Annotated in this window: 21 protein-coding genes and 2 tRNA genes; 12 read left to right on the top strand and 11 right to left on the bottom strand. The window is 37.9% G+C overall.

What is annotated here, in order from left to right; genetic code table 11:
• Window positions 1–25 precede the first annotated feature (25 nt).
• Window positions 26–1,903 carry a potassium transporter Kup gene (locus J576_RS15085; protein WP_002052156.1) on the bottom strand — a complete coding sequence of 626 codons (1,878 nt, stop codon included), beginning with the start codon at window positions 1,901–1,903 and terminating at the stop codon, window positions 26–28.
• A gap of 118 nt (window positions 1,904–2,021) precedes the next feature.
• On the opposite strand from J576_RS15085, the gene J576_RS15090 reads away from it, so the two are divergent.
• From J576_RS15090 to elbB, 3 genes are all read left to right on the top strand, one after another.
• Window positions 2,022–2,111, top strand: a tRNA-Ser gene (locus J576_RS15090).
• Window positions 2,112–2,245: 134 nt separating this feature from the next.
• Window positions 2,246–3,058, top strand: a complete 813-nt coding sequence (locus J576_RS15095; RefSeq protein WP_002052251.1) for a helix-turn-helix transcriptional regulator — start codon at window positions 2,246–2,248, stop codon at window positions 3,056–3,058.
• A gap of 89 nt (window positions 3,059–3,147) precedes the next feature.
• Entirely contained in the window at window positions 3,148–3,810 is a 663-nt protein-coding gene (gene elbB, locus J576_RS15100; protein WP_002052225.1) for an isoprenoid biosynthesis glyoxalase ElbB, read from the top strand.
• 60 nt (window positions 3,811–3,870) lie between these two features.
• Here the strand turns inward: elbB and J576_RS15105 are convergent, their stop codons facing one another.
• The 3 genes from J576_RS15105 to J576_RS15115 form a co-directional block, all read right to left on the bottom strand.
• Window positions 3,871–4,212 (bottom strand): DHCW motif cupin fold protein, encoded by a 342-nt coding sequence (locus J576_RS15105; protein WP_001017478.1) that lies wholly within the window; start codon window positions 4,210–4,212, stop codon window positions 3,871–3,873.
• A 133-nt stretch (window positions 4,213–4,345) separates the two neighbouring features.
• Entirely contained in the window at window positions 4,346–5,125 is a 780-nt protein-coding gene (locus J576_RS15110) for a hypothetical protein (RefSeq protein WP_002052174.1), read from the bottom strand.
• Window positions 5,126–5,270: 145 nt separating this feature from the next.
• Window positions 5,271–5,828, bottom strand: coding sequence for an NAD(P)H-dependent oxidoreductase (locus J576_RS15115; RefSeq protein WP_002052217.1), 558 nt, complete (start codon window positions 5,826–5,828; stop codon window positions 5,271–5,273).
• 116 nt (window positions 5,829–5,944) lie between these two features.
• Here J576_RS15115 and J576_RS15120 point away from each other — a divergent pair, with 116 nt between their 5' ends.
• Both J576_RS15120 and J576_RS15125 read left to right on the top strand, forming a co-directional pair.
• Window positions 5,945–6,280: a winged helix-turn-helix transcriptional regulator gene (locus J576_RS15120; protein ID WP_002052222.1), complete on the top strand. Its 336-nt coding sequence runs from the start codon at window positions 5,945–5,947 to the stop codon at window positions 6,278–6,280.
• 27 nt (window positions 6,281–6,307) lie between these two features.
• Window positions 6,308–6,526 (top strand): DUF6500 family protein, encoded by a 219-nt coding sequence (locus tag J576_RS15125; RefSeq protein ID WP_002052187.1) that lies wholly within the window; start codon window positions 6,308–6,310, stop codon window positions 6,524–6,526.
• A gap of 67 nt (window positions 6,527–6,593) precedes the next feature.
• Here the strand turns inward: J576_RS15125 and J576_RS15130 are convergent, their stop codons facing one another.
• The 3 genes from J576_RS15130 to J576_RS15140 are packed head-to-tail and all read right to left on the bottom strand — an operon-like array spanning window position 6,594 to window position 8,969.
• Window positions 6,594–7,475 (bottom strand): hypothetical protein, encoded by an 882-nt coding sequence (locus J576_RS15130; protein ID WP_025467945.1) that lies wholly within the window; start codon window positions 7,473–7,475, stop codon window positions 6,594–6,596.
• On the bottom strand, window positions 7,459–8,610 hold the full coding sequence (locus tag J576_RS15135) for a DUF2515 family protein (protein WP_002052179.1): 1,152 nt from the start codon (window positions 8,608–8,610) through the stop codon (window positions 7,459–7,461). Before J576_RS15135 ends, J576_RS15130 begins: the two co-directional genes overlap by 17 nt.
• The gene (locus tag J576_RS15140) at window positions 8,607–8,969 is read right to left on the bottom strand and encodes a hypothetical protein (protein ID WP_002052154.1); all 363 of its coding nucleotides are present in this window, start codon (window positions 8,967–8,969) and stop codon (window positions 8,607–8,609) included. The genes J576_RS15135 and J576_RS15140 overlap by 4 nt, the downstream gene beginning before the upstream one ends.
• 80 nt (window positions 8,970–9,049) lie before the next feature.
• On the opposite strand from J576_RS15140, the gene J576_RS15145 reads away from it, so the two are divergent.
• The gene (locus tag J576_RS15145; protein ID WP_002052236.1) at window positions 9,050–9,724 is read left to right on the top strand and encodes an Ntn hydrolase family protein; all 675 of its coding nucleotides are present in this window, start codon (window positions 9,050–9,052) and stop codon (window positions 9,722–9,724) included.
• Between the two features lie 33 nt (window positions 9,725–9,757).
• Here the strand turns inward: J576_RS15145 and J576_RS15150 are convergent, their stop codons facing one another.
• Window positions 9,758–10,309, bottom strand: coding sequence for a TetR/AcrR family transcriptional regulator (locus tag J576_RS15150; RefSeq protein WP_033855679.1), 552 nt, complete (start codon window positions 10,307–10,309; stop codon window positions 9,758–9,760).
• A gap of 1,042 nt (window positions 10,310–11,351) precedes the next feature.
• Between J576_RS15150 and J576_RS15155 the strand changes: the two genes are divergently transcribed.
• Both J576_RS15155 and J576_RS15160 read left to right on the top strand, forming a co-directional pair.
• Window positions 11,352–12,254, top strand: coding sequence for a helix-turn-helix domain-containing protein (locus J576_RS15155; protein WP_002052189.1), 903 nt, complete (start codon window positions 11,352–11,354; stop codon window positions 12,252–12,254).
• Between the two features lie 111 nt (window positions 12,255–12,365).
• Window positions 12,366–13,367: an aldo/keto reductase gene (locus tag J576_RS15160; RefSeq protein WP_002052215.1), complete on the top strand. Its 1,002-nt coding sequence runs from the start codon at window positions 12,366–12,368 to the stop codon at window positions 13,365–13,367.
• 47 nt (window positions 13,368–13,414) lie between these two features.
• Here J576_RS15160 and J576_RS15165 read toward each other — a convergent pair whose 3' ends face one another.
• Complete coding sequence (locus J576_RS15165) at window positions 13,415–13,810, bottom strand: hypothetical protein (protein ID WP_002052180.1); 396 nt, start codon at window positions 13,808–13,810, stop codon at window positions 13,415–13,417.
• A gap of 25 nt (window positions 13,811–13,835) precedes the next feature.
• Window positions 13,836–14,579: a hypothetical protein gene (locus J576_RS15170; RefSeq protein WP_002052223.1), complete on the bottom strand. Its 744-nt coding sequence runs from the start codon at window positions 14,577–14,579 to the stop codon at window positions 13,836–13,838.
• Window positions 14,580–14,807: 228 nt separating this feature from the next.
• Here J576_RS15170 and J576_RS15175 point away from each other — a divergent pair, with 228 nt between their 5' ends.
• Window positions 14,808–15,692 (top strand): DMT family transporter, encoded by an 885-nt coding sequence (locus tag J576_RS15175; RefSeq protein ID WP_033855681.1) that lies wholly within the window; start codon window positions 14,808–14,810, stop codon window positions 15,690–15,692.
• A gap of 1 nt (window position 15,693) precedes the next feature.
• Here J576_RS15175 and sxtR read toward each other — a convergent pair whose 3' ends face one another.
• On the bottom strand, window positions 15,694–16,614 hold the full coding sequence (sxtR, locus tag J576_RS15180; RefSeq protein ID WP_002052176.1) for a multidrug efflux pump transcriptional activator SxtR: 921 nt from the start codon (window positions 16,612–16,614) through the stop codon (window positions 15,694–15,696).
• Between the two features lie 138 nt (window positions 16,615–16,752).
• Here sxtR and sxtP point away from each other — a divergent pair, with 138 nt between their 5' ends.
• The 3 genes from sxtP to J576_RS15195 all read left to right on the top strand — a co-directional run bounded on the left by sxtP (window position 16,753) and on the right by J576_RS15195 (window position 18,534).
• Window positions 16,753–17,997, top strand: coding sequence for a multidrug efflux MFS transporter SxtP (gene sxtP, locus J576_RS15185; RefSeq protein WP_002052167.1), 1,245 nt, complete (start codon window positions 16,753–16,755; stop codon window positions 17,995–17,997).
• 23 nt (window positions 17,998–18,020) lie between these two features.
• Entirely contained in the window at window positions 18,021–18,347 is a 327-nt protein-coding gene (locus tag J576_RS15190) for a gamma-glutamylcyclotransferase family protein (RefSeq protein WP_002052161.1), read from the top strand.
• 111 nt (window positions 18,348–18,458) lie between these two features.
• Window positions 18,459–18,534, top strand: a tRNA-Thr gene (locus J576_RS15195).
• Window positions 18,535–18,684 lie beyond the last annotated feature (150 nt).

The raw sequence follows: 18,684 nt of genomic DNA on the forward strand, positions 1-18,684 counted from the left end.
CTTGGTTTTTTATTACATCAAATTTCTATATTTCGATTTGACTACCTAACTCCACCACACGGTTGGTTGGAATTTGATAGAAGTCACTCACCGGACTGGTATTACGCTGCATCGAAATAAACAGTTTTTCTCTCCACGGCGACATACCATCACCCACCGAGTGAACAATACGATCGCGCGAAATAAAGAAGCTGATATGCATTAAGTCATATTCAAGACCTAACTGCTCATAAGCTTGCATAAGCGCTTTCGGTACATTCATTTCATCTTTAAAGCCGTAGAAAATTTTAATACGGTAGAAATGTTCAGCTAAAGCTTCTGTTGTAATACGCTCTTCTGGTACAACAAAAGGTACATCTTCAATCACCACAGTGACCAAGATATTACGCTGATGCAGCACTTTGTTGTGCTTAATGTTATGTAGCATGGCATGCGGTACAACGTTTGGCGTACCTGTCATAAACACGGCATCACCCGGTACCCAGTGCACGCTATTACCAATACTTTTTACAAACAAATCGAGCGACAAAGTATCGTGTTCAAGCTTAGCAAAAGTAAGCTCACGGCCACGTTTCCATGTCATTAAGATGGTGACTGCAATACCACCAATGAGTAATGGCACCCAACCGCCTGACAACACTTTAAGTGAAGTTGCTGCGACTAAAACCGACTCTAAAATAAAGAATGGAATAATCAGTAACACCACTTTTGGCCAGCTCCATTTCCACGCTGAGTAGATAAAGATGGAAACCAAAATCGTGTCACACAGCATGGTTAAGGTCACTGCTAAACCATAAGCACTTGCCAAGTTTGAGCTGGTTTTGAAAATCAGAATTAAGATAATAATTGCGATTAAAAGTAACCAGTTTAAGAACGGCACATAGATCTGACCTTCTTCAGACTCAGAAGTATGTTTAATACTTAAACGCGGTAAATAACCCAATTGAATCGCTTGGCGAGCAAGAGAGAACACCCCAGAAATTACAGCTTGAGAGGCAATCACTGTTGCCATGGTCGCCATAATAATCATTGGGTAAAGTGCCCACTGTGGCACCAGTAGATAGAACGGGTTTTCAATTGCCGCAGGGTCACGAAGTAATAATGCGCCTTGTCCTGCATAGTTTAAAACCAAGCATGGCAACACCACAAAAAACCACGCAAGACGAATCGGAACAGGTCCAAAATGCCCCATGTCGGCATAGAGTGCTTCACCACCTGTTACTGTTAACACCACAGCACCCATCACAAAAAACGTCATGACTGGATGATGGTAGATAAACTGAATTGCCCAATGTGGACTAAACATGCCGAGTACAATCGGTGTTTGAATGACGCTATGAAGGCCTAATGCACCTAAAGAGATAAACCACACAAGCGTAATTGGACCAAAGAACTTACCTACAAAGGCCGTACCATGTTTTTGAACTAAAAATAGCGTCACAATAATGGCAATCGCAATTGGCATAATGAACGGGTCAAAAACGTTGGTTGCAATAGACAACCCTTCGACCGCAGACAATACCGAAATGGCTGGGGTAATAATACCGTCACCAAAGAACAGTGATGCCCCAATAAAACCAATCGCAATCATGTAGATTTTTTTGTTGTCGGCAATTTTTGCTTTACGCAAATTCAATGCAAGTAAGGCCATAATACCGCCTTCCCCATTGTTATCTGCACGCATGACAATGGCGACATACTTGATGCTGATAATCAGCATTAAGCACCAAAAAATAATGGATAAAATTCCTAATACGTTTTCAGGCTGAATTCCCAAACCATGGGCAGCATGGAAGGACTCTTTCAAGGCATAGAGCGGACTTGTTCCGATGTCTCCAAAGACCACCCCAAGAGCTGCCAAAGCCGTGGCAGGCAAGGTCGCTTTTTTGGCCGTATTTTGCATTGTGTAATTAAACCAATATGATTTTTAGCGCAATCTTATCACCTCTATTATTTTTTTTCTGTAATGCTCGTCTTAAATCTTGGCAGAACCTAATTTTTTAGTTACTATCGCACGCCTTGGTGAGGTGTCCGAGTGGCTGAAGGAGCACGCCTGGAAAGTGTGTATACGTTTGCGCGTATCGAGGGTTCGAATCCCTCTCTCACCGCCAGAATTCAAATTTAAAGAAGCTTAAACTTAATTGGTTTAGGCTTTTTTATTGGCTCAAATATTAAAAATAGCCAAAAAATATTGATAATTTTATATCCATCACAACGCCTAAATTTAAGTAAATATTTAAATTCAATGCAGAATCTTATTTCTTTAGCTAAAAAAAGCCTGCTCGAGCATAGTCACTTAAACCTGCCTTTTGCGGTCTATTCAGCTTACCAAGAGCAAAAAATCACAAACGTTCCGATTTCTAAGCCTTTACTCATAATTGTATTAAGTGGATACAAAGAACTTGGAAAAACTGAAAATATTAACTGTGATGCAGGTTCTTTTATTTTTTTAGCCAACAGCTCCAGCATTGATATGCGTAATATTCCAGATCAAGAAGAATATTTCGCTCTTCTTATCGAGTTTGATTTTGAAGATTTTAATGACTTGCCTCAAAACGCGGGGACTTCTCAGAACTATGTTCAAGGCCAGCTTAATTCTCTTTTAGAAAGTGCCCTACATCAGTTTATAGACTTCTCTTTAGTTGCCCCTCCTTCTGCGTTTAAATTTAGAAAAAGAGAACTTCTAGAACTTATTTATTATTCGGGTTATACCGACATTGCTAAACTCAACATGAATACAAGCTTGAGCGAAAAAGTTCAGGCCTTTATTTCTGATCATTTGTCTACTGAACTCACCGCTGAATTTATCGCGGCTCAACTTTTTATGAGTTCATCGACGCTACGAAGAAAACTGAAAAGCGAAGGAAACAGCATTCAGGACATTCGTAATAGAGTACGACTAGGCCATGGACTGCATCTTATTCAAACCACCAATAACAGTATTGGCAATATTGCATTTGAATGTGGCTATCAATCTCAATCTCGATTTACTGAACAATTTAAAAATTTGTTTGGAATTACCCCACGTGAGTTACGCAAAACAAAAATGCTCACTTAGGGCGAATTTATGGCAAATCTGCGTATAAAAAATTTTTAGAAGAAAAATTAAGATCTTTTAGACACTTAAAAAGGTTCTTAAGCAAGCAAATGAAAAAAGTAGCAGTAATTTTATCGGGTTGTGGTTATTTAGATGGTTCTGAAATTAGAGAGTCTGTTTTAACCCTGTTAGCCTTAGATACAGCAAATATTGAATATCAAATTTTTGCACCCGATGAGCCTTTGTTCCATGTTATTGACCATGTAAGCGGTGAAATAAACCTGACTGAGCGAAGAAATGTTTTACAAGAAGCGGCAAGAATTGCCCGAGGTGAAATTTCACTACTGCATAAGCTTGATAAAAATGAATTTGATGGGCTGATTTTGCCGGGTGGCTTTGGCGTCGCAAAAAATTTATCAACTTTTGCCTTTAAAGGCGCAGAGGCACGTGTACATGGTACGGTAGCTTCAATTTTAAAAGCGTTTCATCAGAGCAAAAAACCGATTGGCGCAATTTGTATTTCGCCTGCACTCTTGGCGCTTACATTTGGAGAGTTACACCCAACTATTACGCTAGGGTCTGACCTTAACATGGCTAAGGAAATTGAAAAAACGGGTTCAATTCACCATGTTTGTCAAACCTCAGACTGTGTGGTTGATAAACAAAATTTATTTGTTACGACCCCTGCCTATATGGATGATCAAGCTAACTTAAAAGATATCTATGCAGGTATTACAAGCTTGGTGAATGCCATGACAGCTTTGGCAAATTAAGATGTTTGATAAGGGATAGAAATTACTATCCCTTTATTTGGTTACGTTCTTTGTATAAATCTAATCAACGATAAGTAACTTCGCACCATTTAGGCTAAAAGACTGGTGGGGCTCTGAATTGTCTCCGACTTGATAACTCATGCCTGACGTTAAAGTAAATGTTCGCCCGTCTTTCAATCTACTTTCTAGCTCACCTTCTAGGCAAAATAATATGTGTCCTTTTTCACACCAGTGGTCTGCTAAATAGTTTGCTGAGTACTCGACAAGCCTTACTCTTATTTTATTTCCTTCTTCACCAAAAAATTGGGTTTTCCAATAAGCTTTTCCTGTTTCACCGCTATATTCAGTAACTTCTATTTCTTCCCAATTTGTAATTTGAAATGGAAAAGGCGCGATATTCATAGTTTTTCCAGAGACGTATCATTGTATTTTCAACTTATAGACAAAATTGGTTTTTGCAAACGATTTAAAAATCTATTTCTTAAGGTCCACTGCCTAACTCAGAAAGAAGTCCGTTAGATTTCCCTAATCAACCTTAATCCAAATCGAACACTTCTAATGACTCTACATAAGGCAAAATAAGATATTCATGATGAGATAAATGTTGTTCTAGCTGGTGATGCGTTGTTTGATTGAATTGATAAAAGCTGCTCAACTCATTAAGTAATTGAGGCGTTTTATTTGCATCAAATTTTGGTGTTTTCATAAAGAATAATAAGCTTGCCCCTAAACCCACATACTCTAAGCCATAGTTTTGATCTAAATGCTCAATCAAGCTAAAAGACTCAAACGGGTTCAAATCACAACTAAAATATCCATTGAGGCATGCTGCAAATTTTTGAGTTTCAGTTTGACTATTGACTAACTTTACTTGAATAACATCATCTAAAATTTTTTCGGGTTCAGCATTGATCTGTAGCAGAGTTACTTGATCTTCATCGCTATACTTAAGTTTTTTAGGCAAGTCATTAAAGCCTATATAATTTTCTGGCTTTAATAATTGTTCTATATGATATTGAAGCTCTAAAGATCGAGTATTTTCCCAACTTGCTTCACTGTCATCTTCAACGAGTTCTGTGGTAACAAAATAAAGCCCATCTCCCATTGAAGCATGCATGGACGTGTATTGGCACTGTCCTATATCTTCTAAAAGTAATAATACTTTTTTAGGTAAATTCTTCTGCTTAAGTTCTGAATATAAGTTAATAACATCCTTCCATGAGCTTATTTCACTGATTGTTGCGTAGCATATTAATTCATGAGCATCGTCAGTTATAAGGGAATTTTCTTTTTCTTTAATATCAAGAATAGTCATAAATTTTTAAATTTAATCTATATTTAGCGGACATTTATATCATAAATAAACTGTATATTTAACTTAAAAACTTAATGTAACTTTTTAAAAATCTTCTATATAAGAAGCCCAAACTCTCACGTTTAGGCCTCTCTACCTTAAAACCTTACTCAGACAACGCGAATAACTTCTGAACATACTCAATCGCATTATTTGCTACGTCTTGATGAGTCGGAACGTCGTCATCTTCTGAAGGGTTAGTGTCTAAACCATAAAATGCATGAAGTGGTTGATAGTCCGCTCCAACATATAAAGCAGTGAGCTGAAAAGAACTAAAAACTTGGTCCAACGTAAGTTTATATTCACCCTGCTCTGAATAAATATGTTCTTGGCCACCCGCAGACACAGCCAGCATAAACTTCTTATTTTTAACTTTGTCACCTGTTGAACCATAAGCCCATCCATATGTTAAAACTTCATCAAGCCATTGTTTCAAAAGCGGTGGGCAGTTAAACCAATACACTGGAAATTGAAAAACTAAATTTTCGTGTTCTTCTACAAGCGCTTGTTCTTTGGCAACGTCAATTACGCCATCTGGGTAGGCTTGATAAATTTGGTGGACTGTAAATTGGTCTGGGTATTTTTCTAATTCCTCTACCCATCTTTTATTTACGACTGATTGGTCTATGTGAGGATGGGTAACTATGACTAATGTCTTTTTCATTATAAAAACACTCTTATCGGAAAGTTGATAAATCGATTATAGAAGTGTGCTTTCCTAAATATAAGTACGGTAATTTATGTTATATACTATACTAAAAGATAGTGTAGATTTTTAAAATGACCGAGTGTGTTCCATCAAATACGCCATTAGAAGATACGGGTTTTGGCTACACCCTTTCTTTGATTAATGGCAAATATAAAATGATTATTATGTATTGGCTGTATGAAAAAAATGTCATGCGTTTTAATGAGATGCAACGCTGCATTGGCAATATTTCATTTAGAACACTCAGCAATACACTCAAAGAGTTAGAAAGAGACGAACTTATTATTCGTAAAGAATATCCTCAAATTCCGCCAAAAGTTGAATATCGGCTTTCTGAGAGAGGACAATCTTTAATTCCTTTGTTAGATATGATGTGCCAATGGGGCGAGCAGAATAAGCCGTCTTAGTTTTATAGACTTGAAGTGATACTCAATATGAGAAATGAATTAAGAGAAATTTTTATTAAGGGATGCGACGATAAAATTGAAAAGAAGGGAGACAATGTCGGTCTATCTTTTTATGCGTTTTTTAAAAATAAAAATGACAACCCTGAGTTACTGATGGAAGCAGCGCATTGGTGGATTATGGAGCATAAACTAGATCATTTTGAAAAGGCCGTTAAGATTAAACAGATGGTTTTAAGTGGGCAGTAAAAGTTAGGGCTAGTTGAAAAAGGCTTAAATTTAAATAATTTAAGCCTTTTTATTATTTCAAAAACATTTACTTAACATATGGCCAAATATCAGGATCTGTATATTCTTCATCGATATGATAGCCCTCAGCCTTAGCTTTTCTCTCTTCCTTTTCTCGATATTTTTTATTTTCACTTAATCTCTTTTTAAACGCTTGCTCCAACTCACTAGGTGTCATTTTATCAGAGTCAGGAATTGAGTCTCTTTCATTGTAACGAGCACTTTGAAAGCTAAATCTAAGCATATATTGTTCTTCATTCCGCTCATTCTTAGCTGTTCTTTTTAAACTGATATCTAAAATAATTCCATTAGCGTACAACCTATAACCTAATGATTTTGTTGGGCTGTTGTTTATTATATTTTTCCACTCCTCAAAGCTAAAAATATAACTCGGGTCAATGACATCACGACTTTTCGATAGATGTTTAATATTATCTTCTTTAGCGATACGCGGAGCATCTGTGAAGAAATAGTTTTTCCAACCAGCCTGATTAATACGTTTCATTAAAGCCACATAGCTTTGATAAGCCTGCTCTGGAGTAGCAAACTCTTCTTTTGTGAGACCCGCATCGATATCTAAAACTTGAATACCTTCATTTTTGTCATATTGAGTACCTAATACAGAAAAAACATGCTCAATTAGCAAACTGTTAGGACCATTATCTATAGTTAATTTTCCTAAGTTAGGAGGAGAAAATTGAAGTTCTCTAAAGCTAACGCCAGCTGGGTGATTATCGACATTTCCATCACTATGCTTTGAAAAATCTTGAATACCTTGTTCACCCATATGCAAAGTGTAGGTCTGCTGATTCATAGTCAAATTCTCATTATGTTCTGATGTTGGCTGACAAGCGGAAAGTAATAATCCAAAAATAAAGATTAGGAAATATTGTTTAAATTTTGCCATCATTACTATCTTTCCCTACTTTAAACTCTGCTTTGCTATTTCCCCATCCTGCAATAGTTTCTAATTCTTTTTCTAAAAAGTCTCTTCCTTTATCACTTTGCATTAATCGATGATACTTAGCAGCCGCAACTTTAATCCATTTCATACGACTATCATAAACTTCAACTTGTGTACCCTCTAATGGTTCGCTGTAAACCGTTTCAGGTAATTGGGATAAAACCCCCGCATGACGTCCTTTATACTGTCCTTGTTTATTAGGTTTAACTGCATCGGCCCCATAATCACTAGATAAAACAAGAGTACTATCGGGTAAACCTGTAATACGTTGTAAAGAAGCCTGTTTCTGAACTTTCCACTCTTTCCACACAAGTTCTTGTAAAATATTAAATTGTTCTTGAACAGCAATCGCCATCAGATGGTCAAAAAGATTTTTAGAAGCCGTTTTAAAATTATCGTTTCGAGTTTTTCCTGCTCGCTTAAAAGTATTTTCAATATCAGGTAAATACCCAAAACCCTCTTCTATCTGATCAGTCCATCCTAATTGTTTAATAGCGGATAAGGAGTTGGACCAAGGCAAATTCTCAACTTCTTTTTTAATATGTTTAAAACCAGATACATTTCGGGCTTTCATACAACTTTTAAAGGAGGCTGATGAAGCACTCCACGCATAATGCCATGGTGCAATATCCATAAATAACCATAAATTGCCCTTAGCAAAAGAATGTACAGGATCTCGAATCATAGAACTAATAACAGGGGCTGTTAAAACGCCGCCTACAGCACCAGAAATTACAGGTGCCCACTTATATCCCCATGCAGTCAACCCATGTTTAAAAATAGCAGCTACGGTTTTAGATGCAAATGCCCCAAGCCCCATCCAATAGTAACGACCTCTAAATAATTTAGTTCCTGAAATTTCTTGTTCTAAATAAATTCGTGCATAGACAGAAGCAATACGTCTTGCTCTAGCTTCATAACCAGGTTCAAGTTTGTAATGATTCGCACTTTTAAGATTAGAAACTCTTTTTATAGCTTCTTGTTGATAAATTTCCCAAAAAGTTAAACAATCACATTTAACGGTTTTACAGCTATTTTCCGTAGTATTGGTATTACTGTCCCAATCAAGACTTCCACTCATTTAGCATCACCATCATTATCAGCAGAATCAGCCTCGAAACTTATCCAATTTAAATCCAACTTCAAATTTTCTTGCTTAGAAGAATGAATACGCTTAGACCTCCCTTTGTCATCTGCTTGAGAGATATACTCGTGCTCATCGGTAGAAATTTTATAGTCTACTTTTTTCATAGGCTCGCCAGAGGGTAATAGCATTTGAAACTTCTCGTTATAAGCCTCATAAGCAGGTAATCCTTGTATATTTACTCCGACTTCAGCCCCACCTTTAAATAGATGTTGCCCAGCTTTTACTTCAAACTTTGCTGGAGTAATTAATGTAATACCATTTTTATTAATAATAATCTGAGAACCGCCAGCCATATACAAAACCTTATCTGGTAAAATTTTATTTGTCTTCCTAAAATAGATTCCATGAAGATTAACTTAAAACGCTTAATATTATGACCTTTATTCTTGCTATTCAACTTGAGGATAGTATTGTGATTGCAGCAGATACTCGCAGTACTATACCGCATCAGAATAATGGCTCATATTTATATCAAGATGGTATTCAAAAGCTTTTCCCATGGGAAAACGGTATTATTACAGGAACTGGTGAATTAAACCTTATCCAAAATGTTATATATTCTTTCAATAAAGTTAATAAAAATAGTATTGATGAACTGCCAGACCTATTGAAAGCATCCAAACTAAGACGTGAACAAGAAATCACACACTCACAGTTAGAAATCACAAAATTACTATATTCAACTTATAGAAAAAATGGAGCACAAATTTACTCAATTCAACCTAATAAACTAGAAGAATATGAAGTAATTAGATGCGAGAAAAATGAAATTTTACTATGGACATTTAATCCTAATATTCATCCTATCATTAATGCATTAACAGAACTATATTCCAGCTTAAAACCATTAAAAGTATTTAATAATATGGCTGACTGTATTTATTATTATTTAAACCAAATATCTCCTATTTTTCGTAAACAAGCTCAACATGACTCTATGATGAGCAAAGAATTTAACTTCTTTTTTCAAACCAAAGATGAATATTTTTTTGGAGAATATTTAAATAATGACTCTGGTATACTAAACAATAAAATAAATACTCTTTAAAAATAGGCCCAACTTCCGTCGGGCCTTCCCCCATCACACCCGACTTAGAAAATAATCAATCAGATATTCCCTTTCATCAGTTTGATTTGAGCTTAAAAGCTGAACCATCGCGCCATCGACCACAAATAAAAACATATGCGCATCTTCAACTGTAGCGGCAGGGTTTACAGTTAAAAGTAGTTTATGAATTTCCTGAATAAGCCAATTTCGATAATCAACCACCACTTTATAAGCCGACGGATAATGCTTTTCTATTTCAAAAATTGCTTTAAAGGGCAAACGATAAAACCCTTCTGAGTCAGCATGTAAAAAGAAAATTTTCTTGAGTTTATCGAATACCATCAGTTCGCTGTACGAATAAATCGTGGAAAATACCTCTTCTTTTAAAGCGTCTGTTTGAAAAGTTAAACTCATTTGAATGAGTCGTTCTTTGGAGCGAAAGTAGTTGTAAAAGGTGCCTTTATTGATTTGGGATTCGGCAATAATTCGGTCTACCCCGACTTTGTGAAACCCATATTGGTTAAATAAATCTTTTGCCGTGTGGAGCACTCGCAATGCTCTAAATGAAGCTTCTAAATTTTTCATGTATATCGCTTAAAATAATTTTTTGTTGTAAATAAATGAGATAGAAATGCCGTCACTCTTAAATTGAGCGCTAAAAACAGGCATGCAGAAGCCGCACAAAATGGTGTGCTCGCCTATCTCGGATTTTATTGTTGCTATGATTTTTTAGTCGTAATGACCTATGGCTTAAGACCTAGAGTCGGTTAAACCGTTTTAAAGAAAAATTCGGTATAGAGGTAAAGATTTTGGCAAAGGTTGCCAATGAGAGAGATGAAATAGTACGCATGAGCGAACTCCTTGGGTAATTAAGAAGCTTCGCCACATCACTGCTAAATGATTATGGTGGCGAAACGAAAAGGGGTTAGCAGACTGATTTACCCAAAAATCAGCACATCCGAAGATGTCCCCCTCCCGTTCCGCCGCAGAGAGGGACACGTAGGGATGCCCACAAAAAAGAGAGACTTTTTCGTGTGCTTTGGGTAAATACGGCCTGCTAAAACCGACTGGCAATGTGGCCAGCAGGCAAAGGATAATCCGCGTGTTTTTAAGTGTCAATGTAAGGTTGAATAGAAATTGGTTAAATAATTATTGTTGTTTATTCAATTAGATATTTAAGCTAAAAAGACCTTCAATTTAAATTTAACGATGTAATGATAATAATAAAAATGGTGACAGAGCGAAAAGGGATTAGCAGACTGGACACACAGAACCAGCACACCCGAAGGTGTCCTCTTACCGTTCTACCGTAAAATGGTGGCAAAACGATAAGGGGTTAGCAGACTGGGTACAGCACCAGCACACTCGAAAGTGTCCCCTTTTCGTTCTACCGCAAAATCGTTTGCAAACAAAGAATAGTTATCAAGTTTTTAAGTGTCAATATTCATATATTATTAATTTATAAAATATTTTTATTTCTACTGGTTCATTCTTTCATTATTAATTTACCGTTCATTTTCAAACCTGTTTAAATGAACAGATTGATCGCGCTATAAATAAAAGCTACAGTAAATAAAGTTTGAATTTTATAACTTTAAATAAATTGATAACGCACGCAGGCAAAGACATGGAAACCATACATGATTTTTATCGCCGCTTTTCTTTAACCAGAGATAGCGATTACTCGGTTCCATCAACCTCGTTTGGACATTTTAACGTGTTCCAACGTGATGCCTGCTCGTTTCTCACGCCTTATAGCCGCCGCGATTATTATAAAATTTCACTGGTTTTAGGCACAGGTGAACTTCACTACGCCAACCGCTGGATACGAGTCGACCGTCCTGCTTTACTGTTTTCAAACCCGATGGTTCCCTACGCATGGGAAATTAATTCGCCCGAACAAGCAGGCTGGTTTTGCCTATTTACCGAAGAGTTTGTAAACCAAGAATCGCGACAAAGCTTTTTAAAAGATTCGCCACTATTTAAGGTCGACGGCGACCCGCTGTATTTTTTAAATGACCAACAAGTTGAAGAAATCTCATTTATTTTCAAAAAGATGATGACTGAAATAAATTCAGACTACATTCATAAATACAACGTTTTAAGAAACTATTTGCACCTGATTGTGCATGAAGCTATGAAAATGCAACCAACCCAACAGTTTGAAAAACATAGTAATGCTGCAGTTCGGATTTGCCATTTGTTCTTTGAATTATTAGAGCGCCAGTTCCCCATCGACTCGCCCCATTTTCAGCTTAAACTCAAAACGGCAAATGACTATGCTTATGGCCTGTCGGTGCATGTGAACCATTTAAACCGAGCTGTAAAAGAAGCTACAGGTAAAACCACATCCGAGCATATTAGTTCGCGCATTACGCAAGAAGCCAAAGCGCTGCTACAACACACCAGTTGGAATATTTCCGAAATTGCCTATAGCTTAGGCTTTGAATATTCAGCATATTTCACCAACTTCTTTAAGAAAAATACGGGCTTTTCGCCTAAAAAATTCCGCGAAGACTGTGTAGCCTAAAAACAGATTGTTTGAATTTTATAATTATTGGTTTGAATGTTATACGTCAGTTTGAGCCAAAGCATTTTATAGTTTTTCTACTCAAGTGATTTTGCAAAAAGAGTGTGAAAAATGAAATATAGAACTTTAGGACAAACAGGCGAAAAAGTATCAGCACTTGGTTTAGGTTGCATGGGAATGAGCTTTGCCTATGGTGCCTCAGACGACACACAAAGCATTGCCACTCTAGAAAAAGCATTAGACCTCGGCATTAACTTTTGGGACACCGCCGACATGTACGGCAACGGCGCAAACGAAGTTTTGCTCTCAAAAGTTTTAGAAAAACATCGCGACAAAGTGTTCCTAGCGACCAAATTTGGCTTTCGCTATAAAGAAGACAACCTTAACCCACAAAACTCTTTAGAGTCTTATATCGACGGCTCTCCAGAGTGGATTAAAGTTGCGGTCGAAAACAGCTTAAGACGCTTAAATACAGACGTGATCGATTTGTATTATGCGCACCGCATAGACCCAAATATTCCGGTTGAAGACACCATTGGTGCAATGGCGGACTTGGTCAAACAAGGTAAAGTTCGTTATTTAGGACTCAGTGAAGCGTCGGCTGAAACTATTCGTAAAGCGCATGCGATTCATCCGATTGCAGCGGTTCAACATGAATATTCGCTACTTACCCGTGAGTTTGAGCAAACCCATTTGCAAACCATTCGTGAGTTAGGCATTAGCCTTGTGCCATATTCACCGCTTTCGCGTGGTTTAATTACCAATACGCTTGATGTGGGCAACCTAGACGAAAACGATTTCCGTCGTCAGTTACCACGTTATCAAGGTGATAACTGGAAAAATAACCAAAGCTTGGCGCAAGCATTTAGCGAGTTTGCCCAAAGCAAAAACGCGACAGCGGCTCAACTGGCTTTGGCTTGGATTTTGGCGCAAGGTGACGACATTATTCCAATTCCGGGTACGCGTAAAATCGAGCGACTTGTAGAAAATGCGGGTGCTTTAGACCTTCATTTAACAGCAGCAGATTTGGCAGAAATTGAAGCGATTATTGCGAGATACCCAAATATGGGTGCACGCTATAACGCTCAGCAACTCGCTGCGGTCAATCACTAAAATATAAGTCATAAAAAAAGTCCGACTCAGTGTCGGACTTTTTTAGTTTAGTCTTTGCTATATGTGCCTTGCTGGCGTCCACCGTCCCAGATCGCGTCTAAAGATTTATCTGAAATCGTTAGGCTTTCAGGGAAAATACTTAAATCTTTTTTAAATTTGGCTTCTGGTTTTAAGCCAATACAGTCACCGTTTTTCCACCATGTGCCTTCTGCATATTGGTCTAAAGCACCCACAGCAAGCATCCATTTAAACTTGCCGTCTGGTTGAAGTAAAAGTTCCGAACCGACTTCCATCACACCATGTAAATAATAGTGCCCACTCCAAGCCTGATCAGCCTTTTGGAATTTCACTTCTTTACATGATGTATTTGCTACATCTGCATACACCTGCACAGAAAAAATAAACGTAGAAACAAGCAGTAAACGTACAAATATGTTTTTCATTATTTAGTTCCTATAATTTTTAAGATTATTTCCCAGACTCAACTTTTAAATACGTTCCATCTGCATAAACGTTATGTCCAAAGCCACAGCCTGAGTTGCCCTCGTTTTGTTTTACCTGAATATAATTGCCTAACTTCGCGTTAGATTTAAAATCAAGCTGAATACGGCAGTCTTCGTCTTTATAAATAGTTTGCTTGGCATTGGTCGGCATTTTGGTGTCAAACTCACCCATATTTGGGCCATAAATTAAACTTCTTATGCCCATATAGACACCCGAATAGCCAATGGCATATTGGCCCTGCTTACGACTTACCGTAATGTGATCCCACTCACCAAAACCTGAGTAACGAACATACTCACCCGACAGGTCATTTGAGGTTTTAGGGGCTGGTAGCTGTTGAAGGTTAAACTGGCTAGATTTTGATTTTTCATCGAGCATAAACCATGCTCTTGCCCAAAGTGGCTGACCCAATTTGGCATAGGCCAAGCCTACATTATTATTGGCAACTTCAATATCACGGTCGGTAAATTTAACTGTGGTTCCATCTTCATTGGCTTTACAAAAAGCAGTCCAAGAAGCTTGGTTATGAAAGTTTTCGAGCGCTTTTTTATATTGTTTTTGGTCGTAGTTTTTCTTACCTAAGCTTGCGTATTGCTTCACTTTATTACAGCCTTGTTGTAATTCTTGTTCATAAGAAAACTCAGCATGAGTTACCGTTAAAGCTGAAAGTGTAAGAACCGCGCAACCTGTAATAATCGATTTAATCATTTTTAAAATTCTTTAATAATTAACTAATTATATAATATGAGTTAGCGCTATAAATCACAATTATTTGAAACAAAAGTCTATGAGAAGTGTTTAGTTTTTTATAAAACTGGTTAAATCCATACAGAATAAACTACTGTAAATATTCAACCTTAACTGGTTATTTTAATTGAATATTCATCCAAAAAATCATGTAGACTGCATGTGTAAAATTTAGGAAGAATTATAAGAGTGAATAATTTAATTATTGGAACCCTATTTGCACTGTGTGCAGCGGCTTTAAATGCGTCGATTGGTGTAATTAGTAAATTACTCATGCATAGTGGTTTAAACCCACAAGACATTGCCTTTTTAAAAACCATTATCGCCTTTTTCTTTTTAAGTGTTTTTTTATTTAAAGTACCTGTCAGCCAAAAGATTGCGTACATTAGCAGCACTCCAAGTAAGCTCAGCGTTTTTACTCAAATTGCTATATGCGCTTTTTTAGGAATTTTCTCGCTATTCTTTTTTGAGACTATTGCCTATAACCACGGTGCTGCGGCCAATGTCGTGGTGGTCCTCATGGCTTCGGCTGCCATCTCTGCCCTATTTTTTGGTCGATTCATTTTAAAAGAAAGCATCTACATTCATTCGCTTATTGGAACATTATTGGCAGTTGCGGGTATTAGCATTATTTCGTGGAAAGGTGAAAATAGCCTTTTAATGCTGATTAATGCTTCTATTGCCGGTACGGGTTATGGCCTATTTTCAGTTTTAGTGAAAAAATTCAAATTAAACGGCGGGCTGTTTCTAACTAAGTATTTATTGCTATTTGGTAGTGTTTATCTTGCAGTGCCGTTTTTAATAAACTTGCATAGCATTACTTTTAATAGTGACATTGTTTTAGGCTTGATTGGTTTAGCTGTTCTGCCAACCATACTCGGCTTTTTATGCACCACCAAAGCGTTGTCTTATATGAGTGCCGCAAAGGTACAAGTGACCGAGCTTTCCGAACCTATTTTTGCAGCGCTTATGGCTTGGGGTTTCATTCATGAACAACCGACTTTGTCGTTTTTATATGGTGCGATTTTTATTATTTCAGGCATCTTTTTAATGAATAAAGCGCCTAAATCATAATTTAGCCAATTTCATTTATTTCGTCTGCGTGGTGGCAAGCCACTTGCACCACACTGGCAAAGTTAATCGCCATTTGTGAAGGGGCATGTTTTTTATAAGCAAGCCCTAAACCCACCGTAGGGATAGGTGCTTTCAAAGAGCGATAAGCCACACCCTGAATTTGCAATTGTTTGGTCGACTCAGGAACCAAAGACACTCCTAAGTTTGCAGACACCAACGATAAAATTGACACAATTTGCGGAGCGTTTTGTCCAATTTTCGGTTCAAAGCCACGCTCATGGCAGGCCTGTTTAATCGCATCAAAAAGCCCTGCACTTACTGACGGTGGCGAGACAATAAAGTCAAGCTCTCGCAGTGCGGTTAAATCAATTTCTTGTGATGAATCATCGAGACTCAAAGACTCGGAAGGTAAAGCAGCAATGAGCGGCTCAGCCAATAATTCTTGAAGAATGAGGCTATCTGGAATATTGCGTGGTGAGCGAATAATTGCGACATCTAAACGGTCTTCAAGTAATAAATCGATGAGCAGTAAGGTATTGGCTTCTTCAAGCTTTAAATTTACTTTCGGGTATTGCTGCTGAAAATAGCGAACGCATTTAGGAATTAAAGGATTCAACATTGAAGTGCCTGTAAAACCTAATCGTAATTGGCCGACTTCGCCATTTGCCACTTGTTTAACAAGGTTTGCTGCATCTTCTACACGCTGCTGTACTGGCTGAATTGCATTTAAAAAGGCAAGCCCAGCTTCGGTCAGCTCCACCCCATGAGGCGAACGAATAAATAAATCTGCACCTAGTTCTTCTTCTAAGTCCCGTATTTGCATGCTTAAAGGCGGCTGGCTCATGTTTAAGCGCTGCGCAGCTTTGGTAAAGTTTTTTTCTTCTGCTACCGCTAAAAAGTAGCGTATATGCCTAAGTTCCATTGTTATATATAAAACATATCATGACCTATTGTTAAATATATTAGAAAAATACCCTCTAAATTGCTAATTTTAATTCATCGAATTTTCTCGATGCAGCATGCCTTTAGGCACTGCTCTTTTTTCTGTCATGGTCATGCTATGAACTCTTCATCTACATCCAGTACTTTAAACACTGAGGCAACGTCCGTTCTTTCCCGAGAGTGGATTCACAAAGGGACTAAAGCTTATAAACATGCAGGATTTGCTTTATTCCTCGTAGGTTTTGCCAGCTTCTCTCTCATTTATTGTGTACAGCCACTGTTACCTGCATTTAGCCAAAGCTTCCAGATTAGCCCTGCGAGTAGCTCTTTAGCACTGTCATTAACGACGGCCTTTTTAGCCATTTCGATTGTGTTATCGAGTGCCTTTTCACAAGCGATTGGCCGTCGCGGTGTAATCTTTACGTCCATGCTGTGTGCAGCAATTTTAAATATCGTCTCAATGTTTACACCGAACTGGCACAGTTTACTGATGGCGCGTGCGTTAGAAGGTTTATTGCTTGGTGGTGTACCCGCAGTGACGATGGCTTGGATTGCCGAAGAAATTGCACCTGAGCACCTCGGTAAAACTATGGGTCTATATATTGCAGGGACAGCCTTTGGTGGCATGATGGGCCGTGTCGGCATGGGTATTTTGGTTGAATATTTTTCATGGCGCACAGCTTTAGGTTTACTTGGCGCAATCTGTTTTATTTGCTCAATTGCCTTTTTAAACTTACTGCCTGCTTCGCGTAATTTTGTGCAGAAAAAAGGGCTCAATTTAGGTTTTCACATGCAAATGTGGCGCGCTCATTTAAGCAATACTAAATTATTACGCCTGTTTGCGATTGGTTTCTTGCTCACCAGTGTGTTTGTGACTCTGTTTAACTACGCTACTTTCCGCTTAAGTGGCGCGCCTTATTCACTGAGTCAGACACAAATTAGCCTTATTTTCTTGTCGTATAGCTTCGGTATGGTGTCTTCATCGTTGGCAGGTAGCTTAGCCGATCGCTTTGGTAAAAAAACCATGATGATGAGCGGTTTTGTGCTCATGATTATAGGTAGCCTCATGACCCTGCTCAGCTCGCTTTTTGGCATTATTATTGGGATTGCCTTTATTACCACAGGCTTCTTTATTACCCACTCACTCACCAGTAGTTCAGTTGGTGCCGAAAGTAAACAAGCCAAAGCCCATGCCAGTTCACTCTACTTGCTGTTTTACTATATGGGTTCAAGTATTGTCGGCTCGGCGGGCGGTTGGTTCTGGTTACACGGTGGCTGGAGTGCGATTGTAGCTTTGACTGTTGTACTGTCATTATTGGGAATATTTTTAGTGGTTTATACCGCACATACAAAAGCACATTAATTGATACATGAAAGGAAAATTACATGTCGAGTTTATTTGTTTATGGCACTTTAGGCCCTGGTCGCCCTAATGCGCATATACTTGAAAATATTGGCGGCCAGTGGGCAGAAGGTTGGGTAAACGGAACCCTACGTCATGAAGGTTGGGGAGCAGATTTAGGCTATCCGGGAATTGTACTCGATGATAGTGCTAACCAAGTGCAAGGTTTTGTTTTTAGCTCGGAACATCTAGATGCAAACTGGAAATTACTGGATGACTTTGAAGGCGAAGAGTACGAAAGAGTACCTGTTCGCGTCACTTTAAATAGTGGTGAACATGTTGATTCTTTTATTTATATGTTGAAGCCTTAGGCCATTTTTAAAGCTCAAACGCATAAGCGCTTAAAAATTGATAGAAAAAATCCAAATGCTCATTTTTTGGCTTGTATTTTTTTTAAGAAACTGTAAAATTCACTCCACATCGCCGGCATAGCTCAGTTGGTAGAGCAACTGACTTGTAATCAGTAGGTCCACAGTTCGAATCCGTGTGCCGGCACCATCATTAAACCTCATGAATATTTGATTTATGGGGTTTTTTGTTGTTTGTAGGTTTTGAAATATAGCTTTTAGCTATGTTGCCTTAGACGAAAAAGAGATTCGTTAATAAGAAATGAAAAAAGCCCAACTTCCTGTTGGGCTTTTTTCGTAT

The sequence above is a fragment of the Acinetobacter sp. 766875 genome, from assembly GCF_000582055.1.
GTDB classification, from domain to species: domain Bacteria; phylum Pseudomonadota; class Gammaproteobacteria; order Pseudomonadales; family Moraxellaceae; genus Acinetobacter; species Acinetobacter nosocomialis.